Source organism: Herbaspirillum sp. (genome assembly GCF_017744395.1).
In the GTDB taxonomy this organism is placed as follows: domain Bacteria; phylum Pseudomonadota; class Gammaproteobacteria; order Burkholderiales; family Burkholderiaceae_D; genus Herbaspirillum.
Genome location: NZ_JAGIBI010000001.1, coordinates 96956 through 117617, shown reverse-complemented (window position 1 = coordinate 117617; position 20662 = coordinate 96956). Strand labels below are relative to the sequence as shown.

General features: G+C 61.6%; 19 protein-coding genes. 4 read left to right on the top strand and 15 right to left on the bottom strand.

The features are described from left to right. Position 1: 1 nt before the first annotated feature. From J7548_RS00560 to J7548_RS00550, 3 genes are all read left to right on the top strand, one after another. Positions 2 to 535, top strand: coding sequence for a hypothetical protein (locus tag J7548_RS00560; RefSeq protein WP_290968899.1), 534 nt, complete (start codon positions 2 to 4; stop codon positions 533 to 535). 148 nt (positions 536 to 683) lie between these two features. Continuing rightward, entirely contained in the window at positions 684 to 3395 is a 2712-nt protein-coding gene (gene acnA / locus J7548_RS00555) for an aconitate hydratase AcnA (protein WP_290968895.1), read from the top strand. Between the two features lie 171 nt (positions 3396 to 3566). Then, positions 3567 to 4817: a DUF2863 family protein gene (locus tag J7548_RS00550; protein WP_290968893.1), complete on the top strand. Its 1251-nt coding sequence runs from the start codon at positions 3567 to 3569 to the stop codon at positions 4815 to 4817. A 166-nt stretch (positions 4818 to 4983) separates the two neighbouring features. Here J7548_RS00550 and J7548_RS00545 read toward each other — a convergent pair whose 3' ends face one another. From J7548_RS00545 to phaC, 15 genes are all read right to left on the bottom strand, one after another. Continuing rightward, complete coding sequence (locus J7548_RS00545) at positions 4984 to 5490, bottom strand: chemotaxis protein CheW (RefSeq protein ID WP_290968889.1); 507 nt, start codon at positions 5488 to 5490, stop codon at positions 4984 to 4986. Positions 5491 to 5508: 18 nt separating this feature from the next. Beyond that, positions 5509 to 7659, bottom strand: coding sequence for a chemotaxis protein CheA (gene cheA / locus J7548_RS00540; protein ID WP_290968886.1), 2151 nt, complete (start codon positions 7657 to 7659; stop codon positions 5509 to 5511). Positions 7660 to 7708: 49 nt separating this feature from the next. Continuing rightward, a complete protein-coding gene (locus tag J7548_RS00535; RefSeq protein WP_290968883.1) occupies positions 7709 to 8074 on the bottom strand; it encodes a response regulator in 366 nt (121 codons plus the stop codon). 154 nt (positions 8075 to 8228) lie between these two features. Further along, positions 8229 to 8783: a chemotaxis protein gene (locus tag J7548_RS00530; RefSeq protein WP_290968881.1), complete on the bottom strand. Its 555-nt coding sequence runs from the start codon at positions 8781 to 8783 to the stop codon at positions 8229 to 8231. Between the two features lie 35 nt (positions 8784 to 8818). Further along, a complete protein-coding gene (gene motB, locus J7548_RS00525; RefSeq protein ID WP_290968878.1) occupies positions 8819 to 9748 on the bottom strand; it encodes a flagellar motor protein MotB in 930 nt (309 codons plus the stop codon). 55 nt (positions 9749 to 9803) lie between these two features. Then, on the bottom strand, positions 9804 to 10664 hold the full coding sequence (gene motA / locus J7548_RS00520) for a flagellar motor stator protein MotA (protein ID WP_290968875.1): 861 nt from the start codon (positions 10662 to 10664) through the stop codon (positions 9804 to 9806). A 173-nt stretch (positions 10665 to 10837) separates the two neighbouring features. After that, positions 10838 to 11644: a class I SAM-dependent methyltransferase gene (locus J7548_RS00515; protein WP_290968872.1), complete on the bottom strand. Its 807-nt coding sequence runs from the start codon at positions 11642 to 11644 to the stop codon at positions 10838 to 10840. Between the two features lie 62 nt (positions 11645 to 11706). Then, a complete protein-coding gene (gene flhC, locus J7548_RS00510) occupies positions 11707 to 12306 on the bottom strand; it encodes a flagellar transcriptional regulator FlhC (protein ID WP_290968870.1) in 600 nt (199 codons plus the stop codon). Positions 12307 to 12468: 162 nt separating this feature from the next. After that, positions 12469 to 12786: a flagellar transcriptional regulator FlhD gene (flhD, locus tag J7548_RS00505; protein ID WP_058896060.1), complete on the bottom strand. Its 318-nt coding sequence runs from the start codon at positions 12784 to 12786 to the stop codon at positions 12469 to 12471. 591 nt (positions 12787 to 13377) lie between these two features. Then, on the bottom strand, positions 13378 to 14547 hold the full coding sequence (locus J7548_RS00500; RefSeq protein WP_290968861.1) for a cystathionine beta-lyase: 1170 nt from the start codon (positions 14545 to 14547) through the stop codon (positions 13378 to 13380). A gap of 160 nt (positions 14548 to 14707) precedes the next feature. Continuing rightward, entirely contained in the window at positions 14708 to 15124 is a 417-nt protein-coding gene (locus J7548_RS00495; RefSeq protein ID WP_290968859.1) for a hypothetical protein, read from the bottom strand. Continuing rightward, positions 15121 to 16497: a 30S ribosomal protein S12 methylthiotransferase RimO gene (gene rimO, locus J7548_RS00490; RefSeq protein ID WP_290968856.1), complete on the bottom strand. Its 1377-nt coding sequence runs from the start codon at positions 16495 to 16497 to the stop codon at positions 15121 to 15123. Before rimO ends, J7548_RS00495 begins: the two co-directional genes overlap by 4 nt. Before the next feature lie 205 nt (positions 16498 to 16702). Further along, a complete protein-coding gene (gene phaR / locus J7548_RS00485) occupies positions 16703 to 17260 on the bottom strand; it encodes a polyhydroxyalkanoate synthesis repressor PhaR (protein ID WP_290968854.1) in 558 nt (185 codons plus the stop codon). A 290-nt stretch (positions 17261 to 17550) separates the two neighbouring features. Next, positions 17551 to 18291 (bottom strand): 3-ketoacyl-ACP reductase, encoded by a 741-nt coding sequence (locus J7548_RS00480; protein ID WP_290968851.1) that lies wholly within the window; start codon positions 18289 to 18291, stop codon positions 17551 to 17553. 156 nt (positions 18292 to 18447) lie between these two features. Next, entirely contained in the window at positions 18448 to 20265 is a 1818-nt protein-coding gene (gene phaC, locus J7548_RS00475) for a class I poly(R)-hydroxyalkanoic acid synthase (protein ID WP_290968847.1), read from the bottom strand. A 56-nt stretch (positions 20266 to 20321) separates the two neighbouring features. On the opposite strand from phaC, the gene J7548_RS00470 reads away from it, so the two are divergent. Beyond that, the gene (locus J7548_RS00470; protein ID WP_290968844.1) at positions 20322 to 20558 is read left to right on the top strand and encodes a hypothetical protein; all 237 of its coding nucleotides are present in this window, start codon (positions 20322 to 20324) and stop codon (positions 20556 to 20558) included. Positions 20559 to 20662: the final 104 nt, after the last annotated feature.

The following is a 20662-nucleotide window of genomic DNA, read 5'->3' as shown; positions in this document are numbered from 1 at the left end:
CATGAAAAAACAACTGACCGCAATCGCCCTGCTCGGCGCCCTGTTCGCCGCCGCCGGCCTGCCCTCTGCACAGGCGCAAAACGCCCAGGAGCAGACCGCCGCCAAGAAGAAAGTCGTGAAGAAGGCCCCGGCCAAGAAGGCTGCCGCAGCAGCAGCGGCCGCCCCGGCCGCCAAGATGCCGTTCTCGTCGGATGCCGAAGACGACGACAGCGAACCCGAACTGGGCGGCACCCTCTCCGCCGACTTCAACTGCGAACTGGGCAACAAGCTGACCATCTGGAAGAACGCGGCCGACGACAAGCACATCGCCATCCGCTGGAACAAGCGGATCCACCGCCTGACCCGTGTGGAAACCACCACCGGCGCCAACCGCTTCGAAAACCGCAAGGTCGGCCTGGTGTGGATCGGCATCCCGGCCAAGGGCCTGCTGCTGGACTCCAAGAAGGGCCAGCAACTGGCCAACGAATGCAAGAACGTCGAGCAGCAAGCCGCCGCCAACGCACCGGCAGCGACTGCAGCAGCACCGAAGAGCTGATAAGGAATCAGGCAGCATCAGGAATCAGGCATTCCTGCCGTAACACCAGAATCAACAGAATCAGGCAGCACCCAGCAGTTTGACCATTGCAGCGCAAACCGGATTCGACTAGCTAACATCACTAATTGCCATCTAAGGAGAAGAGGCCATGTCCCGCAACACATTGAACACCCTAAAGGAATTCAAGATTTCCGGTTCCAAGAAAGGCAAGTTCTACTCCCTGCCCGCGCTGGAAAAATCGCTGGGCGTGAAGATCTCCCGCCTGCCGGTTTCCATCCGTATCGTGCTGGAATCGGTCCTGCGTAACGTCGACGGCCAGAAGGTCACAGAACAGCACGTCAAGGAACTGGCGAACTGGGGAGCCAAGGCCGCCCGCGTGGACGAGATCCCGTTCGTGGTCGCCCGCGTGGTGCTGCAGGACTTCACCGGCGTGCCGCTGCTGGCCGACCTGGCCGCGATGCGCAACGTCGCCAGCAAGCTGGGCAAGAACCCCAAGAACATCGAGCCGCTGGTCCCCGTCGACCTGGTGGTCGACCACTCGGTGCAGATCGACCACTTCCGCGAGAAGAAGGCGCTGGACCTGAACATGAAGCTGGAATTCCAGCGCAACAACGAGCGCTACCAGTTCATGAAGTGGGGCATGCAGGCATTCGACACTTTCGGCGTGGTGCCCCCGGGCTTCGGCATCGTGCACCAGGTCAACCTGGAATACCTGGCGCGCGGCGTGCACAACAAGAGCGGCGTGTACTACCCCGACACCCTGGTGGGCACTGACTCCCACACCACCATGATCAACGGCATCGGCGTGGTCGGCTGGGGCGTGGGCGGCATCGAGGCGGAAGCCGGCATGCTGGGCCAGCCGGTCTACTTCCTGACCCCGGACGTGGTCGGCGTGAACCTGACCGGCGCGCTGCGCGAAGGCGTCACCGCCACCGACCTGGTGCTGACCATCACCGAACTGCTGCGCCAGACCAAGGTCGTGGGCAAGTTCGTCGAATTCTTCGGCGAAGGCACCGAGTCGCTGTCGCTGACCGACCGCGCCACCATCGCCAACATGGCCCCGGAATACGGCGCCACCATGGGCTTCTTCCCGGTCGACGACGCCACCATCGAGTACTTCAAGGGCACCGGCCGCACCAAGGCCGAGATCGACGCCTTCGAAGCCTATTTCAAGGCGCAGGGCCTGTACGGCGTGCCCAAGAAGGGCCAGATCGACTACACCCAGGAAGTCTCGCTGGACCTGGGCACCGTCGCCCCGTCGCTGGCCGGCCCGAAGCGTCCGCAAGACCGCATCGAAATCGGCAACGTCAAGTCCACCTTCTCCGACCTGTTCACCAAGCCGGTGGCCGAAAACGGCTTCAACAAGAAGGCGGAAGACCTGAACGCGACCTACAAGAACGCCGACGGCGTCGACCTGCACAACGGCGACGTGCTGATCGCCGCGATCACCTCGTGCACCAACACCTCCAACCCGAGCGTGCTGCTGGCCGCCGGCCTGCTGGCCAAGAAGGCGGTGGAAGCCGGCCTGACCGTCGCTCCGCACATCAAGACCTCGCTGGCGCCGGGATCGCGCGTGGTGACCAAGTACCTGGAAGCGGCAGGCCTCTTGCCCTACCTGGAAAAGCTGGGCTTCGGCGTGACCGCCTACGGTTGCACCACTTGCATCGGCAACGCCGGCGACCTGACTCCGGCCATGAACGAAGCGATCGTCAAGAACGACGTGGTGGCCGCAGCCGTGCTGTCGGGCAACCGTAACTTCGAAGCGCGTATCCACCCGAACATCCGCGCCAACTTCCTGGCATCGCCGCCGCTGGTCGTGGCCTACGCCATCGCCGGCAACGTCACCCGCGACCTGATGACCCAACCGGTCGGCAAGGGCAAGGGCGGCAAGGACATTTACCTGGGCGACATCTGGCCGACCTCGCAAGAGATCGAGAAGCTGCTCAAGTTCGCGATGAACGCCAAGACCTTCAAGGAAAACTACGCCGATGTGAAAGGCGCGCCGGGCAAGCTGTGGGAAGCCATCAAGGGCGTCGCCAAGGGCGAAGTCTACAACTGGCCGTCGTCGACCTACATCGCCGAACCGCCGTTCTTCGAAAACTTCAGCGAAGAGCCGAAGGCCGCCTCGGCCGGCATCACCGGCGCCCGCGCGCTGGGCGTGTTCGGCGACTCGATCACCACCGACCACATCTCCCCGGCCGGTTCGATCAAGGAAACCAGCCCGGCCGGCAAGTGGCTGCAAGCCAACGGCGTGCTCAAGGCCGACTTCAACTCCTACGGCTCGCGCCGCGGCAACCACGAGATCATGATGCGCGGCACCTTCGCCAACGTGCGCATCAAGAACCTGATGATCCCGCCCAAGGCCGACGGTTCGCGCGTCGAAGGCGGCATCACCATCCACCAGCCGAGCGGCGAGCAGACCTCGATCTACGACGCAGCGATGCAGTACATCAAGGACGGCGTGCCGACCATGGTGTTCGGCGGCGAAGAGTACGGCACCGGCTCCTCGCGCGACTGGGCAGCCAAGGGCACCCAGTTGCTGGGCGTGAAGGCGGTGATCGCCCGTTCCTTCGAGCGTATCCACCGTTCCAACCTGGTGGGCATGGGCGTGCTGCCGCTGCAGTTCAAGGGCAGCGACAGTGTGCAGTCGCTGGGCATCACCGGCGATGAAACCTTCGACCTGAAGGGCCTGGACGGCGAAATCAAGCCGCAACAAGACGCTACCCTGGTGATCCACCGCAAGAACGGCGAAACCAAGGAAGTCAAGGTGCTGCTGCGTATCGACACCCCGATCGAAGTGGACTACTACAAGCATGGCGGCATCCTGCCGTTCGTGCTGCGTCAACTGCTGGCAGCTTAAGCGAATTGGCGTTACGGCGATGCCTGCGGGCGTCGCCGCAAACGAAAAACACCGTGGCGAACCTGTTCGCCACGGTGTTTTTTTATTGCCGGCCGCCCCGAAAGGCCCCTGGCTTTCATCAGGACGGCGGCAGGTCTACAATATAAGGTTTCCCCAACAGCCAATTTCCTCATGCGTCGTCCCGCCAAACGTTCCTCCTCCAAGCTTTCCTCCGACAGCCAGCATCTGGTCACCTATGCGCAAGCCATCGCGCAGGCTTCCAGCCGGCTGGAGGAAAAGGCCTGGCTCAAGCCGCTGGACGCCCTGCTGCACAAGCTCTTGCGCACCGGCCACCAGGCCTTGATCGATGCCGCCCTGGACCACCTGTTCAAGGCCGACCTGGATGCCTACGACGTGCTGATCGAAGCGGTCGAAGCCGGCAGCGAGTCGACCACGCTGGAATTCGAAGGCAAGGAATACGACGTGCAACTGCTGGTGCTGCCGGTGCTGGCCTGGACGCGCTTTTCGATCGCCTCCGGCAACATCGCCGCCGACATGCAGCAGGCGCTGGCCGCCCACCTGCACGCCCACGTGCTGGCCGGCGACGCCAAGCTGGCGCTGGCTCCCACGCTGTTTGCCATCGAACAGCTGCCGCGCTATCACACGGAGGTCTTCGCCCTCACCCGGCAACTGGGCCAGGCCGCGCTCAAGCACGGGCCGGTGCAATTGCGCGGCGAGCAGCAGCCTGCCGCCGCCTTCCTGGCCGACACCCGCTATGTGATCGCCGCCGTCGCGGTGCCGGCCAGCACCGCCCTGTTCCACTGGCAGGAAAGCGAGCAGCAAAGCCATTTCTCGACCGGAAAGAACGCCGCCATCGAGGCCTGGAAGCAGCAGGTCACGCCGCTGTTGACCCGCATGCTGCCCGGCTGCAACGTCGAGCTGCTGCTGCCGCAAGCCTATTACTTCGGCTGCCGCGAGGCCGATAAGCGCATCCGCCCGGCCTCGATCCGCGCCGCGGACTACTTCCTGACCCAGACCCTGGATATCTCCTCGGTCGAGCTGCACGCCAGCATCGGCGGATTCTCCGAAGACATCAACGGCCAGGTCGACGAATACCGCATCGGCTTCGCCATCGGCGGCGACCCGACCGTGGTCTACGGCACCGTCTGGCCCCTGTACGAGCAGGAAAGCGGCGAAGAGATGGCCCCGCTGCTGATGCCCGCCGGCACCGCCTTGCCGGAGCCGCAGCACGCCAGCCCGCTGCAGGAAATCCTGACCGTGCTGCGCGAATGCGGCATCGTCCACATCAAGCACCACACCGAGCGCTTCACGATGGAATTCTGCGACGACTGCGGCGCCCCGCTGTTCCCGGACCGCGACGGCGAACTGGTGCATGCGGAGATGCCGGAAGACACGCCGCCGCCGGCCGAGCACTTCCACTGATCTCCCGGCCCGATCCCGGCCGGCAATGGCAATAAAAAAGGCACCTGCCGCGACAACGGCAGGTGCCTTTTCCTTCTTCTACAGCGGGCGTTCCGCCCTTTTTATGCCCGATGGCGGCTGACGCGCCATCCGGGCCCCCGGTCTCCCCCGAATCCGGAAAACCGGTTTAAGCGGCCAGCTTTTCGATCAGGCCCATTTCGGCGCTGGACATCAGCTTGTCGATGTCCACCAGGATCAGCATGCGCTGTTCCAGCGTGCCCAGGCCGATCAGGTAGTCGGAGTCGAACGTGGTGCCCATTTCCGGCGCCGGCTTGATCTGTTCCTGGGTCAGGGTGATCACGTCGGAGACGCTGTCGACCACCATGCCGACCACGCGGCCGGAGATGTTCAGGATGATCACGACGGTGAACTGGTCGTAGGTCGGCTCGCCCAGCTGGAACTTGATGCGCATATCGACGATCGGCACGATGATGCCGCGCAGGTTCACCACGCCCTTGATGAAATCGGGCGAATTGGCGATGCGGGTCACGGCTTCATAACCGCGGATTTCCTGAACCTTCAGAATATCGATGCCGTACTCTTCCTTGCCCAAGGTGAAGGCAAGAAACTCATTCCCATTGCTGTCGGACTTTTCGCCGAAGCCGGAAAGATTCTTGGATGCAGTGTCAGACATGTTGAGGCCCTTTAAAAATCAGGAAAATACGGATTCGTCATTCAATTGGCGGCTGGATCGCAGCAAGGCTGCCACATCGACAATCAGGGCAACGCCGCCGTCGCCCAGAATGGTAGCACCGGAAATGCCTGCCACCTTTCGATAATTCGATTCGAGATTCTTCACGACAATTTGTTGCTGTCCGATCAAGTCGTCCACGAACAGCGCCGCTTTCTTGCCGTCGGACTCCAGGATCACCACCAGCCCTTGCGACGGGTCGGTGAACGAGGGTTCGATGTTGAAAATCTGATAAAGCGGTATCAACGGCAGGTATTCGCCGCGAACGCGCAGCACCTGGCCCTGCCCGCTGATTTCCTTGATATCTTGCGCTATCGGCTGCAAAGATTCAACCACATAACCCAGCGGCAGGATGTAGACCTCCTCGCCGATACGGATCGACATGCCGTCCAGGATCGCCAGCGTCAGCGGCAGCGAGATCGAGATGGTGGTGCCGAAACCCTTGCTGGAGCGGATATCCACCGCGCCGCCCATGGCCAGGATGTTGCGCTTGACCACGTCCATGCCGACGCCGCGGCCGGATACGTCGGTCACCTGCTCGGCGGTCGAGAAGCCCGGTTCGAAGATCAGTTGCCAGACATCGGCGTCGCTGATGTTGTCCGAGACCGGCATGCCCTGCGACTTGGCCTTGGCCAGGATCTTTTCGCGGTTCAGGCCGCCGCCGTCGTCGGAGACTTCGATGATGATGTTGCCGCCCTGGTGCTCGGCCGACAGCGACAGCGTGCCGGCATCGCTCTTGCCGGCGGCGCGGCGCGCTTCAGGCAGTTCGATGCCGTGGTCGATGCTGTTGCGCACCAGGTGCGTCAGCGGGTCGACGATGCGTTCGATCAGGCCTTTGTCCAGCTCGGTGGCGGCGCCGTGGGTGACGAATTCGACCTTCTTGCCCAGCTTGGCCGCCAGGTCGCGCACCATGCGAGGGAAGCGCGAGAACACGTAGTCCATCGGCATCATGCGGATCGACATCACCGATTCCTGCAGGTCGCGCGTGTTGCGGCTCAACTGGCTGACGCTGTTGAGCAGGTGTTCGTGCGTCATCGGGTCGAGCTTGCCGACGCGCTGTTCGATCATGGCCTGGGTGATCACCAGTTCGCCGACCAGGTTGATGAGCTGGTCGACCTTTTCCACGCTGACGCGGATCGACGACGACTCGTGCCCGCCTCCCGCGCCGGCCTTGGCCGCCTTTTTCTCATGCGCTCCGTTTTCCGTGATCGACAGCGGCGCCTCGTCCGGATGGTGGTGCTGCTCCGGCTCGGGTTCGGGCTTCCTGGCGGTAATGTCCAGCGGCACGAAGGGCGGGAAGAAACCGTAGCCCTGGGCGCGTTCCTTGTCTTCGATGGTGGTGTGGTTGTCGAGGAAACCGTAGCCCTGGCGGCGCTCGCGCTCTTCCTGGGTCGTGAAGTTATCGAAGAAGCCGTAACCCTGCTCTTCCTCCCTGGACTTGGCCGGGCTGGCCGGGACGACCGCCTGCGACACCTTCAGGTCGGCCACGTTGACAAGGAAGGCGCAAATGGCGACCGCGTCATCGATGGGTTCGGCCGTATCCAGGATGAAGATCCAGCGCCCTTCCGGCGACTTGGACTTCTCGATCTTGCCCAGCATGCCCAGCTCGTCGGCCAGCGCCTCGGCATCCTTGTCGGCGATGGCCGGCATCTCGATGCGGTAGCGGCTCATGCCGCCCGCTTTCGCCGCTGCGCCGGAAGCCGCGCCAGCCGGCGCCGACACCTTGCCCTGCGACAGCGCCTCGAGCAGCATGCGCACGTCGCCGGCCGCATCCTGGTCGACTTCGGAGCCGTGCTTGTGGCCGTCCAGCATGGATTTGAGCACGTCCTTGGCCGCCAGGAAGGCGTCCACGTGTTCGCCGGTCAAGGCCATCTGGCCCTGGCGGATACGGTCCAGCAGCGACTCCAGTACGTGCGTGACCTCGGCGATATCGGTCAGGCCGAAGGTCGACGAGCCCCCCTTGATGGAATGGGCTGCGCGGAAAATCGCGTTCAGATCTTCTGGATCCGGCGACGCGACATTGACAGCCAACAACAGCTTTTCCATTTCGGCGAGGCCTTCTTCGGCCTCGTCGAAAAACACCTGGAAAAACTGGCTCATATCAATGCTCATGCCTAGGCTCCGTCATGAATGCGGTACGTGTTGTTCTTCTTCTGAAAATTCAGCCGATCACTTTCTTGACGACCTCGGTCAGCCGTTGCGGGTCGAAAGGCTTGACCAGCCAGCCGTTGGCGCCCGCGGCCTTGCCCTTGGCCTTCATTTCATCGCTGAACTCAGTGGTGAGCATCAGGATAGGCACGCGTGCATAGCTGGTCAGCTCGCGCAGGGAACGAATCAGCGTCAGGCCGTCCATGCGCGGCATGTTCTGGTCGGTCAGCACCAGGTCGAAGGTCTGCACCTTGGCCTTTTCCAGCGCATCCACGCCATCCACCGCCTCGGTGACGTTGTAACCCGCAGCCTTCAAACTGAATACCACCATCTGACGCAGAGATCCGGAATCGTCTACTGCGAGAATCGTTTTGGACATTGTTACTCCCTGTTTCCTCAATTACCGACATCAATCGCGATACCGGATTATGCCGCACCATTACCGCCAACCGCATTGCCGCCGACGCCCCGAGATGACCTAGTTCAAGCTTATCGCACTCTCGCAGCGGATCCGGCGGACTGCCGGCCGTCCCCTAAAACAATTCGATATCGCCGCTTTCCATCCTGGTCTGCCGCACCGCCTTCCACAGGCCGTGTTCCAGTACGTTCAACCGTTCTTCGATGGAGTTGACGGTATTGGCGAGCAGGCTTTCCAATTCATGGTCCGTCTGCCCCTGTTCGGGCAAGATCTCGAAACTGTTGGCGCTCAATACGCCCAACGCCTCGCGCAGGCCGATCACCCGCCGCACGATGCGCTCCAGCAGCTGGCTGGTCATATCCTGGAACTGCAGTCCCGTCACCGCTTCATTCACATGCTGGCTGACCGCGCTTTGCGTTTTCTTGAGCTGCTCGATGCTTTCCGCGGTCAGCGCCTGGCTGCCGTTCATCAGGGCTTCGAGTATCTGCTGCTGCTCCTGCACCGAACGGTGCAGGTCCATGAAGCTCCCACCCAGCTTGCCGATGGCCTCCCCCAGGAGGATGTTGGTCTGGACCAGATCCGACTCCACCTCCGTCAATTGGCGGCTGCCTCCGCTGGCCGTGTCGAGCAGCAGGCGTTTCAGCTCCTGAAGCATTGTCTGTGTCGGCATTCCGGCTTCTTCCCCGTGGTCAGTTAAACATCCCGTCAATTCTTGGCCGGGCCGGTCAATCCCTCTTGCACATCCGCGTCGGTGGAGACGTTGAGCGCGCCGCTGTCCTTTTCCACCAGTTCTTCCGCTTTCTTGTTCATCACGATGATGCTGATGCGGCGGTTGATCGGATTGAACGGGTCTTCCTTATCCAGCAGCACCGCCGACGACAAACCCACCACGCGCAGCACCTTGGACTCGTCCATGCCGCCCAGGATCAGCTCGCGCCGGGAAGCGTTGGCGCGGTCGGCCGACAGTTCCCAGTTGCTGTAGCCCTTTTCGCCGCTGGAATAAGGCGTGGCATCGGTGTGGCCGGACAGGCTGACCTTGTTGGGCACGTCGTTGAGCGTCTTGCCGATCTCGTGCAGGATGTCCTTGGTATAGGGCTGCAACTGGGCGCTGGCCAGCGCGAACATCGGACGGTTCTTTTCGTCCACGATCTGGATGCGCAAGCCTTCCGAAGTGATGTCGATCAGCAGCTGGTTCTTGAATTGCTTGAGCGTCGGATTGGAGTCCATCGCCTTTTCGATGCGCTGCTTGAGCTGTTCCAGGCGGGCGCGGTCGGCGCGCTCGACTTCCTGCTGCGCCTCCTTCAGGTTCTGGCGGCGCGCGGTGACATCGTTCTCGCCCTTGCGCAACTGGCCTTCCTGGCGCGTCAGGTCCTTGCCGCCGCCGGGCAGCACGGTGTTGGCGTCGCCGCTGCCGGAGCCGCCGGCCATGGCCACCTTGAGCGGGGTCTTGAAATATTCGGCGATACCGTTGAGATCGCCCTTGGCGGTCGATCCCAGCAGCCACATCAGCAGGAAGAACGCCATCATCGCGGTCACGAAGTCGGCGTAGGCGATCTTCCAGGCGCCGCCGTGGTGGCCGCCGCCGCCCTTCTTGATCCGTTTTACGATAATGGGACGTAGCCCTTCGTCGGCCATGTCTCTACTCCTGCTGAATGCTAGTGGTTGCCGTCAAAATCGATTGCCGCCCGCCTTACTTGCCGCGGGCCTGCTTCACGTGCTCTTCCAGTTCGAGGAAGCTCGGGCGCTCGGTCGAGAACAGGACCTTGCGGCCGAATTCGATCGAAAGCGCCGGCGCATAGCCGTTCAGGCTGGCCAGCAGCGTGACCTTGACGCATTGGTAGATCTTGGTCGATTCGTGCAGCTTCTGCTCCAGCAGGCCCGACAACGGCCCGACGAAACCGTAGGCCAGCAGAATACCGAGGAAGGTACCGACCAGCGCGTGCGCGATCAGCATACCCAGTTCGGACGGCGGGATGCCCACCGATTCCATGGTGTGCACCACGCCCATCACCGCCGCCACGATACCGAACGCCGGCATGCCGTCGCCCAGCTTGGCGATGGCGTGCACCGGCACCTCGCCCTCATGGTGATGGGTTTCGATTTCGTTATCCATCAGGTTTTCGATCTGGAACGCATCCATGTTGCCCGACACCATCAGGCGCAGGTAGTCGGTCATGAATTCGATCAGGTGATGGTCGGCCAGCACGCCCGGATACTTGCTGAAGATCGGGCTGCTTTCGGGCTCTTCGATGTCGCCTTCGATGGACATCAGGCCTTCTTTACGCGATTTGGTCAGGATCTCGAACAGCAGCGCCATCAGCTCCATGTAGAGCGCCTTGGTGTACTGAGAGCCTTTCAGGACGGTCGGCAGCGCCTTGAGAGTGGCCTTGATCGCCTTGCTGCTGTTACCGACCAGGAACGCGCCGCCTGCCGCGCCGCCGATCATGAGCAGTTCGACGGGCTGGAACAATGCTCCCAAATGGCCGCCGGCGAGGGCAAATCCGCCGAAGACGGACGCCATGACAATGACATATCCAATTATGACTAACAAGTGCCTACTCCCGTCCCAGTGGCGTTGAGTGTATTTTCACGTTCGTCAGATTACATGTATTCCATTCAAGCAAATGGGGGAATACATATCCGAAAAACGTCCTTCCTTTTCGATTTACGGCTGGAAAACGGGAAACTTAATACGTTCCGTCTCGACCTGCTTTCCCCTGCCGCTCACGCCGCCGATGCCATGCGCCATCCGTGCAGCACCGGCCCGCCCCCGTCCGGCTGCACCACGATGTCCGGCGGCGCCCCCGGGATATGGAATTCGTAGCTGAGCAACAGGGAGCCCGGGCGCATTTCCGCCGATGCCTTCTGCCACAGCGCGGTCATGGCGGCCGGCGACAGGTAGGCGAACACCACGTCGTAGTCGGCGAAATCGAGCTGCAGGTAATCGCCCCGGACAAAGCGGCAACGATTCCCCGCCAGCGCGGCGCGCACCCGGCTCACCAGCCAGGGCAAAGGGGCGATCTCGATGCCGGTGAATTCGCTGTCCGGCCGGCGCTGCGAGAGGTTCAGCACGGCGCCGCCCAGGCCGCTGCCGATATCCATGAAGCGGATCGGGCGCCCGGCCGGCAGCAGCCCGGCCACCGCATTCCATGCCGGCAGGCCGGAGGGATAGAACGGCACCTGGCTGCGGAAGGTCGACCAGAACAGCACCAGCATGAACAGGAAAACGGCCAGGAACAGCCAGGAAGGAAGATGCAGGCGCGCCACGCCCTGCGCGGCGGCCGGGAATACCAGCAGGATGAACCACCACCAGGCCGCCATGCGGCGCAAGCGCGCCAGCAGCGCGGCGATCACGCCATGCAGCAGGGATGTCTGGAGCGGGGAAAACGGCGCGAGTCCGGCGCGCTGGGCCAGCACGTCCAGCACATTGGCGCCGACCAGGCCAATACAGAAGAGAAACAGCGCCTGGATAGCCGGCGCCTGCAGCAAAGGCTTGCGGCGAACGCCGGGATCATTCTGGTCTGCGGGCATCTATGCGAACGGCCTCATCCTGGTCTGCGCATGCCGCAAGAGACGGGAAATACGGACAAGCTTCAGGCGGCCACCGCCGCCAGCGGCGCGGATGCCGCCACCGGCAGCATGGCGGGCTCGACCAGCGCGACCACGGCATCCTTGGCCTTCTTGGTCTTGCCGGCGCGCGAAGGCATATGGCACAGCCCGCACAGGTAATCCTGGTGCAGGTCGAGGCGATGCACCACGAAATGGCCGCTGCACTTGCAACAGGGGGTGGTCATCAGCATCTTGCTTTCGAAAAAGCGCACCAGCGTCCAGGCCCGGGTCAGCGATAGCACCGGCTCGCCCGGATCGGCCTGGCCGACCTGTTCCAGATAGAGCTTGTAAGCCTTCATCACCGCCTCGATACCCGAGATGCGCGCATGCTCGATCAGGTATTTATGGATGTTGATGAACAGCGAGGAATGGATGTTGGGCTGCCAGGTAATGAACCAGTCCGTCGAAAACGGCAGCATGCCCTTGGGCGGCGAAACGCCTTTCAATTCCTTGTACAGCTTCAGCAAACGCTCGCGCGACAGTGAAGTTTCCGATTCCAGCAACTGGAGCCTGGCTCCCAGGTTGATCAATTCTATGGCCAACTGAATTTCCTGCGCCTCTGTGACAACGCTTTTCTTAGCCATGCTAATTCCCCCGATGATTTCGTATCGATCCGTCCCGCTACCCACCTGTAAGCGGAACGTCGGACTGCAAACTTCCAAGACCTGTTTATGTCCTGCTCAACGTCTTTCCCTGCGGCGCGTTGACTGCTATGCAGCAGCGCCGCCCCCTCTTGTCTTGTTGTTTTACGAAATTTGTTCGCTGGGCTGACAAGCCATCAGAATGGCCGCATGCGACTGGGCCAGGCTTTTGTCCTTGTTGTAGTTGGTCAGCATGCCGAGGATGGCGCTGTCGTCGAAGCGAAAGCGCGTCAGCATCATGTTCGTGGCGGCCAACTTCATGATCTGCGCATTGCTCAGGCCTTCGATCAGGTCCGCGATCTCGGCGCTGATGCCGAGCCGGAAAATCGCCGTCGGCTTGTCGGAACGGATCATCTGCTGCGCCAACATGAGATAGCTCAGGTTGGCGTCGCGAATCTCCGCCATCATGTCGTTGGTATTCATTTGCACCCCGCCTCAAAAGAAAACTACTTACAGTCAGTTACATTTACTTGACTGCAAGCCAATTCTGAGGGGGGGGAGAAAGGCGGGAAATTAGACTTGGTCGGTATTTTTCGTCAGATACGACCTCGTACATTTTGTAGGAGTTTATCTTACAAAATTGAGTTTTTATTTCAACCGATACAATTGAAGAAACTTTGAGTGCTGATGGCAAAAGGATTCCGTGAGTATTTCAATTTTTGAAACAGAAAAAATTTCCGCAATGAAACTCACAAAAAAATTGTCGTTATTGAAACAAAATCAAATGTAAATTATTTGTACATCCGGAGCTTATGTTGCTTGGCAACGACTAGCTCATCCGTAGAACAGAAGGCCCTGTTGAAGTCTTCAATGTAATTTTGTTCCATGCCGCGACGGCCGAAACTTGCATATTTTTACAAGGGCTTACGCCGTTTGCGCAACACGGCAGCAATTGAAAAAGAGTGTAGAGGGTCATCGCATCCGGTAAAGGGATGAAAAGAGGCAACATTTCCTTTATTTCAACGCCAAACCGGAAAACGATTGGAAGCGCCGCCCCTGATGCCGTGCCGGCGATTACATCCGCGCCAGCGCCTGCTCGATATCGCCGATGAGGTCTTCCGGGGATTCCAGGCCGATATTGAAACGGACCAATTGGCCTTCCCGCTCCCACTGGCGCCGCATGCCGCGCATCCGGTAAGGCACGCACAAGCTGTGCGCCCCGCCCCAGCTATAGCCGATCTTGAACAGGCGCAGGCTGTCGACAAAACGGTCGGTCTGCTCTTCGCTGAAGCGCGGATCGAAGATCACCGAAAACAGGCCGCCCGCCCCGGTGAAATCGCGTTTCCAGACCGCATGCCCCGGGCAATCCTCGAACGCGGGGTGCAGCACTGCGGCAATTTCCGGCCGCTGCTTGAGCCATCCCGCGACCTTGCGCGCGGCCGCGTCGTGCGCTTCGAAACGCAGTCGCATCGACGCCAGGCTGCGCAGCACCAGGTAGACGTCGTCCATGCCGACGCCGAAACCGAGGCGCATATGCGCCAGCTCCAGCCGCTCGTTGAGCGCCTGGTCGCGCACGATCACCGCGCCCATCAAGACATCGGAACCGCCGGACTGGTACTTGGTGAGGGCCTGCATGACGATGTCCACGCCATGCTCGAACGCCTTGAACGCCAGGCCTGCCGCCCAGGTGTTGTCGATGGCCACCAGCACGCCCTTGTCATGGGCGGCGCGGCAGATGGCGGGAATATCCGGCACTTCCATCGAGACCGAACCCGGCGCCTCGGTCCAGACCAGGCGCGTATTGGGTTCGATCAGGTCGGCGATGCCGGCGCCGATCATCGGATCGTAGAAGCGCGCCGTAATGTTGAAATCGCGCTGCAGCCATTGCCCGAGATCCTTGCTGGGGCCATAGACATTGTCCGGCAGCAGCACATCCTCGCCGGTTTTCAGGAAGGCGAAATTGATCATCGCGATCGCCGCCAGGCCGCTGGGGGTGACGCGGCAATACCGGCCGCCTTCTATCTCGGCCAGCCGGGCCTCCAGCACGAAGCTGGTCGGCGTACCGTGCAGGCCATAGGTATAGCCCAGCTTTTCGCGCCAGTCGCGCGAGCGCATGGCCGCGACATTGGGGAACAGCACGGTGGAAGCATGATGGATGCCGACCGGAAACGCCTCGAAGCCGTCCGGGGCGCGATAGCTGCTATGGATCAGGGAAGTCTGCGGGGTATTTTTTTGTTCTGACACGAATCGGCCTCTGCGACGAAATGGCGGCAGCGATACAGTGCCGCCTCGGAAAAAGCTCACTATACGCGGACAACAAGTTGCGCGCAGCGTTCAATAGCGGGGAAGACGGGGGCATCGCCCCCAAAGGAAGGCGCATCGCGGCGATGCGCCCGGAGAATACTCAGGGAAGCTGCAGGAAGAACGGCTTGGTGACAGTTCCGTCGGCGCTGGACCAGGTGCCGCTGATGGCAGCCCCCTGGCGATGCCCTTCCCACTGGCCGGACACATCCCGGCCATTGACCGACTCTTCCATCACCAGGTCATCGCCCTCCACTTCGCCCGCGACCAGGATTTCCTGCGAGTCGCCGAAAAAGAAATAACTCCCTTCCAGCCCGTCCTCGTTTTTCTTCGGCTGCAGCGACAACTGGATCTGGCGGCCACCGATGTCGCCGCGCAGCACCACGGCACGCCCCATCAGGATTCGCTGCAAGGAACCGGCCGGCGCCGCGGCGATGCCGTCGGCCAATGCCGCGTGAAAGCAGGACAACAGCGCCGCCGCGCAGACCAGGCGGCGCAGCCCCGGGAAGCGCCCCCTCACTCGGCCGCGCCCCACAGGTCGTGGGCATCGGCAGCCGTAATGCGCACATCGACGAACTGGCCCACCACCAGCTTGCGATGCGGTTCGAACGGTGGCTTCACGTAGACCACGCCGTCGATTTCCGGCGCGTCCGAATAGGTGCGGCCGGTGCCGCCGTTGCGGTCGACCTCATCGATCAGCACGCGCAGCGTCTTGCCGACCTTGGCTTGCAGGCGCTTCTTGGAAATCTCTTCCTGCAGCTGCATGACGCGGGCGCGGCGCTCTTCGCGGACTTCTTCCGGCACCGGGTTGGCGATCTCGTTGGCGGTCGCGCCTTCCACCGGCGAATAGGCGAAGCAGCCCAGGCGGTCGATCTCGGCTTCCTTGAGGAAGTCCAGCAGGTATTCGAACTCCGCCTCGGTCTCGCCCGGGAAGCCGGCGATGAAGGTGGAGCGGATCGTCAGGTCCGGGCACATGGCGCGCCAGGCCTGGATGCGCTCGATATTCTTCTCGCCGTTGGCGGGGCGCTTCATGCGCTTCAACACATCCGGGTGCGCATGCTGCAGCGGCACGTCCAGGTACGGCAGGATCTTGCCCTCTGCCATCAGCGGGATGATCTGGTCCACATGCGGATACGGATAGACATAGTGCAGGCGCACCCAGGCGCCGTACTGCGCGGCCAGCTCGCCGAGCGCGCCGACCAGTTGCGTCATGTGGGTCTTGATCGGCTTGCCGTTCCAGAAGCCGGTGCGGAACTTGACGTCCACGCCGTAGGCGCTGGTGTCCTGCGAAATCACCAGCAGTTCCTTGACGCCGGCCTTGAACAGGTTTTCCGCCTCCAGCATGACATCGGCGATCGGGCGCGACACCAGGTCGCCGCGCATGGACGGGATGATGCAGAAGCTGCAGCGATGGTTGCAGCCTTCGGAAATCTTCAGGTAGGCGAAATGCTTGGGCGTGAGCTTGACGCCCTGCGGCGGCACCAGGTCGATGAAGGGTTCATGCGGCTTGGGCAGGTGCTTGTGCACCGCCTGCATCACTTCTCCGACCGCGTGCGGACCGGTCACTTCCAGCACCTTGGGGTGGATCTTCTGGATGATGTCGTCGCCGTCGGCATCCTTCTTCGCGCCCAGGCAACCGGTGACGATCACCTTGCCGTTTTCATTGAGCGCCTCGCCGATGGCATCCAGCGACTCCTGCACCGCGGCGTCGATGAAGCCGCAAGTGTTGACGATCACCAGGTCGGCGCCGTCGTAGGACTTGGCGGTGTCATAGCCTTCGGCGCGCAGCTGGGTCAGGATCTGCTCGGAATCGACCAGCGCCTTTGGGCAACCGAGGGAAACGAAACCGACCTTGGGCAGGGCCGGGGTATTGGGAGAGGATGGGTTGGACATGATGGGCTGGCAGGAAAACTGGCTGAAACGGAAAAATGCTTTAAAAATCAGGGCGGTATTGTACCTTGTTCGTCACCTTTCGCCCTTTTCCCGTAGTTTTGGGCGATATTTCTGGCGCATATTTGCGACGCAAGCGCAGCAAGCCTTGCCAAAATGCAAAACGGCCCGTCAGGGCCGCTTGGAAGTCGAACAGTTGCGCTTCGCCTTACTTCTTCTGGTCCGGCGCATTGCCGAACGGGAAAGTGCCGAACATGTTCTTGGTCTGGCTTTGCATCTGCTCCTGCATCTGGATGAACAGGTTCTTGCTCTGCTCGATGTAGTTGCTCATCATGCCCTGCATCATCGGCCCCTGCACGTTCATGAACTGGGTCCACATCTCGGGGCTGAACGGCTTGCCTTCGTAGAAGCCCTTGGAGTTCTCGGCCAGCTTGTTCTGGATGTCGATGAAGGTCTGGATGTTCTTTTCCAGGTAGGAGCCCATCATGCCCTGCATGGCGTGGCCGTAGTAGCGGATGATCTGCGACAGCGCCGCGCTGGAGAACATCGGCGCGCCGTGCGACTCTTCTTCCAGGATGATCTGCAGCAGGATGCTGCGGGTCAGGTCGTCGCCGTTCTTGGCGTCGACCACGGTGAATTCCTCATTGTCCAGCACCAGCTGCTTGACGTCGGTCAAGGTGATGTAGGAACTGGTCTGGGTATCGTAAAGACGGCGGTTGGGATACTTCTTGATCAAGCGATCGGCCGAATTTTTTGCAGTAGTCATCTCTGAAGTCCAGTCTCTCTTCTCTGCCGCTGTTGCGGTCATTGTTTGCAGCGATTGCGGGCCGCTTCAGTTGCCCAGCCCGCATACGTCCGGGACATTCCTGTCTGTCCTCTCTTGCTCGGTCTTTTTTATTTTGTCCTACTCGTTCCAGCACGATGCCACCCCGCTTTTGCAGGGCAGCATGCTTGGACATTATAGGGGGGAAAGTGCGGGAATGGGCAAACCAATATTGCGATGCGATGAATAAATGCCGCAGCCGGCGCAAGCCGCGCCGGCTGCGGCAAATTGCATCAGCCCATGTACAGGCCGCCGTTCAGCGAGAAGTCGGAACCGGTGGCGTAGCCGCCTTCGCTTGACGCGATCCAGGCGACGATGGAGGCGATTTCCTCCGGCTCGCCCAGGCGCTTGACCGGGATCCCGGAAACGATCTTCTCCAGCACTTCCGGACGGATCGCGCGCACCATGTCGGTACCGATATAGCCAGGCGAGACGGTGTTGACGGTCACGCCCTTGGTCGCCACTTCCTGCGCCAGCGCCATGGTGAAGCCGTGGATGCCGGCCTTCGCGGTCGAATAGTTGGTCTGCCCGAACTGGCCCTTCTGGCCGTTGACGGAAGAGATGTTGATGATGCGCCCGAAGCCGCGCTCGACCATGCCGTCGATGACTTGCTTGGTGACGTTGAACAGGGAATTGAGGTTGGTGTCGATGACCGCGTCCCAGTCGGCCTTGCTCATCTTGCGGAACTGGCCGTCGCGGGTGATGCCGGCGTTGTTGACCAGCACGTCGACTTCGCCGATCTCGGCGCGCACCTTCTCGAAGGCCGCCTTGGTCGACTCCCAGTCGGAGACGTTGCCCTCGGACGCGTGGATGTCGAAACCCTTTTCGCGCATGGCCGCCAGCCATTTGTCCTTGCGTGCGGAATTCGGACCGCAACCCGCCACGACGGTATAGCCGTCCTGGCAAAGGCGTGTGCAGATGGCGGTTCCGATGCCGCCCATGCCTCCGGTCACATATGCGATACGCTTGCTCATAATGCTATCTCCTGATGTCGATTAATTACCGGGGATATCAAGCTCTCCCCTCTCTCGCGTCTGCTCTGCGTCCGCATTTTCCAGTGTGCCGACTGCCGTCGGCGTTCCTGAATCCTTTTTCCTCCGGCCGGCTGGCCGCAGCGTGAACCTCCGCTCTCAGATGACCTGGTCCGCCTTCACCTTGACGTAGCGCCCCGGCGCCGGCTCGATCTGCCGGTACTTGGCCGAACCCGCCGCCTTCGGCGCGGCGACCTTGCGCCCGCCATGCTTGCCCAGGAAAGCCGCCCACTCGGTCCACCAGCTGCCGGGATGTTCCTTGGCCTTGGCGAACCAGGCATCGGGATCGGCTTCCAGCTTGTCGTTGACCCAGTAATTGCGCTTGTTCTTCGAGGCCGGATTGATCACCCCGGCGATGTGGCCGGATGCGCCCAGCACGAAACGGTTGTTGGCGCGCCGGGAGGCGTTGATCAGCCCCACCGTCGCATACGCCGACTTCCACGGCACGATGTGGTCTTCGCGCGAGGCGTAGATGAACGCCGGCGCGGTGATCTTGCGCAGGTCGATCTTCTCGCCGGCCACCGTCAGCCGGCCTGGGTCCTTCAGGGCATTCTCCAGGTACATGTGGCGCAGGTAGTAGCAGAACATCGGCCCCGGCAGGTTGGTGCTGTCCGCATTCCAGTACAGCAGGTCGAACGCGGTCGGCGCCTCGCCCTTGAGGTAGTTGGACTCGACGTAGTTCCACAGCAGGTCGTTGGGCCGCAGGCTGGAAAACGCGCTGGCGAAATCGCGCCCGGCCATCAGGCCGCGCTTGCCGATCATCTGCTCGCGCATGGCCAGCTGCATCTCGTCGATATAGACATCGATGGCGCCGGTATCGGAAAAATCGAGGAAAGTGGTCAGCAGCGTCAGGCTCGATACCGGATCCTCGCCGCGCGCGGCCAGCAGCGCCAGCGCGCACGACAGGATGGTGCCGCCGACGCAGAAGCCCAGCGCATTGATCTGCGGCTGCTTGCTGACTTCCTGGACGATATGGATGGCGTTGGCGACAGCGCCGTCGACGTACTGGTCCCAGGTCGCGCCATCGACAGAAGCGTCGGCATTGCGCCAGGAGATCAGGAACACCGTATGGCCCTGCTCGACCGTGTAGCGCACCAGCGAATTCTGCGGCTGCAGGTCGAGGATGTAGAACTTGTTGATGCAAGGCGGCACGATCAGCAGCGGCACCGCATGCACGGTCTTGGTCAGCGGCTTGTACTGGATCAGCTGGAACAGTTCGTTCTCGTAGATCACCGAACCTTCGCTGGCGCCGACGTCCTTGCCGACTTCGAAAGCGGTTTCATCGGTCTGCGAGACGTGCCCCTTCTGCAGGTCCGCGATCAATTGCGCGATGCCCTTGGTCAGGCTTTCGCCGCCGGTCTCGATCACCTTTTGCTGGGCGACCGGATTGGTCGCCAGGAAGTTGGCCGGCGACATCGCATCGATCATTTGCTGCACCGCAAAGCGCACCCTGTTGCGTACCTTGTCGCTGCCTTTGACGGCATCGGCCAGGGCCAGCAGGAAGCGCGAATTGAGCTGGTAAGCGGCCGCCTGGAACGCGAAGTACGAACTCTCCTGCCAGGCCGGCGCGCTCAAGCGGCGGTCGGTAACCGGGGGCACCCTGGCCGACATCGCCGCTTGCCAGAGTTCGGAAAACTGCTGCGCGTAATCCTGCTGCAGGCGCACCATGTCGGCCGCATCCAGCGAAGCGCCCAGTTCGCCCAGCTGTTTCACCAGCGACGATGGGTCGAACTGTCCCGCGCCGGCTGCGCCGCCAAATGGAAAAGCCATATTGGGGAAGGCTTGCAACGCGGGCTGGAGATGCTGGAATTGCGATTGGAATTGGGATGGCAGCGAGGCCCAGAATTTCGGATCGGACATCTGCGCCAGCCACGCGGGAACATCAGGAGAGGGTTGCTGCGGATTCTGCTTGTTCATGCTCGGATCTGCAATTTTCGCGTATCTTTACGGTTTGTCTCGAAGCCCCAGTCACCATGTATATCGTTGCTATCGCATGGCTCTACGTCGTCTTCATGATGTCGATCACCGAACAGAGCGCGGTCGCCGGAGTGACCACTTTCCTGCTGTACGGCGTATTTCCCTTGACCGTTGTTTTATACCTGATGGGTACACCGCAACGCAAGCGGAATCGACAAAAGATGGAGAAAATGAAGGCCGCAAACCAGCATGCGCGGGCAAATGATGAGCCCGCCGAACGCGAGCAAAAATAACCGGAGGAGCGGCGTCGCCATCCGCCCCGATCAAGCCGGACACGACCGTTCCCGGCAGTGAGGAAACCACACCCGCGCAACCCGGACCGTACGCCGGTTGCGCA

Excerpts from the sequence above, each read along its gene's own strand:
- J7548_RS00545 (WP_290968889.1), bottom strand. The coding sequence starts at position 5,490 with ATGTCTGACACTGCATCCAAGAATCTTTCCGGCTTCGGCGAAAAGTCC.
- phaC (WP_290968847.1), bottom strand. The coding sequence starts at position 20,265 with ATGAACAAGCAGAATCCGCAGCAACCCTCTCCTGATGTTCCCGCGTGG.
- phaR (WP_290968854.1), bottom strand. The coding sequence starts at position 17,260 with ATGACTACTGCAAAAAATTCGGCCGATCGCTTGATCAAGAAGTATCCC.
- acnA (WP_290968895.1), top strand. The coding sequence starts at position 684 with ATGTCCCGCAACACATTGAACACCCTAAAGGAATTCAAGATTTCCGGT.
- flhC (WP_290968870.1), bottom strand. The coding sequence starts at position 12,306 with ATGGCTAAGAAAAGCGTTGTCACAGAGGCGCAGGAAATTCAGTTGGCC.
- J7548_RS00470 (WP_290968844.1), top strand. The coding sequence starts at position 20,322 with ATGTATATCGTTGCTATCGCATGGCTCTACGTCGTCTTCATGATGTCG.
- J7548_RS00550 (WP_290968893.1), top strand. The coding sequence starts at position 3,567 with ATGCGTCGTCCCGCCAAACGTTCCTCCTCCAAGCTTTCCTCCGACAGC.
- J7548_RS00535 (WP_290968883.1), bottom strand. The coding sequence starts at position 8,074 with ATGTCCAAAACGATTCTCGCAGTAGACGATTCCGGATCTCTGCGTCAG.
- J7548_RS00530 (WP_290968881.1), bottom strand. The coding sequence starts at position 8,783 with ATGCCGACACAGACAATGCTTCAGGAGCTGAAACGCCTGCTGCTCGAC.
- J7548_RS00560 (WP_290968899.1), top strand. The coding sequence starts at position 2 with ATGAAAAAACAACTGACCGCAATCGCCCTGCTCGGCGCCCTGTTCGCC.
- flhD (WP_058896060.1), bottom strand. The coding sequence starts at position 12,786 with ATGAATACCAACGACATGATGGCGGAGATTCGCGACGCCAACCTGAGC.
- cheA (WP_290968886.1), bottom strand. The coding sequence starts at position 7,659 with ATGAGCATTGATATGAGCCAGTTTTTCCAGGTGTTTTTCGACGAGGCC.
- J7548_RS00515 (WP_290968872.1), bottom strand. The coding sequence starts at position 11,644 with ATGCCCGCAGACCAGAATGATCCCGGCGTTCGCCGCAAGCCTTTGCTG.
- rimO (WP_290968856.1), bottom strand. The coding sequence starts at position 16,497 with ATGTCCAACCCATCCTCTCCCAATACCCCGGCCCTGCCCAAGGTCGGT.
- J7548_RS00480 (WP_290968851.1), bottom strand. The coding sequence starts at position 18,291 with ATGAGCAAGCGTATCGCATATGTGACCGGAGGCATGGGCGGCATCGGA.
- motB (WP_290968878.1), bottom strand. The coding sequence starts at position 9,748 with ATGGCCGACGAAGGGCTACGTCCCATTATCGTAAAACGGATCAAGAAG.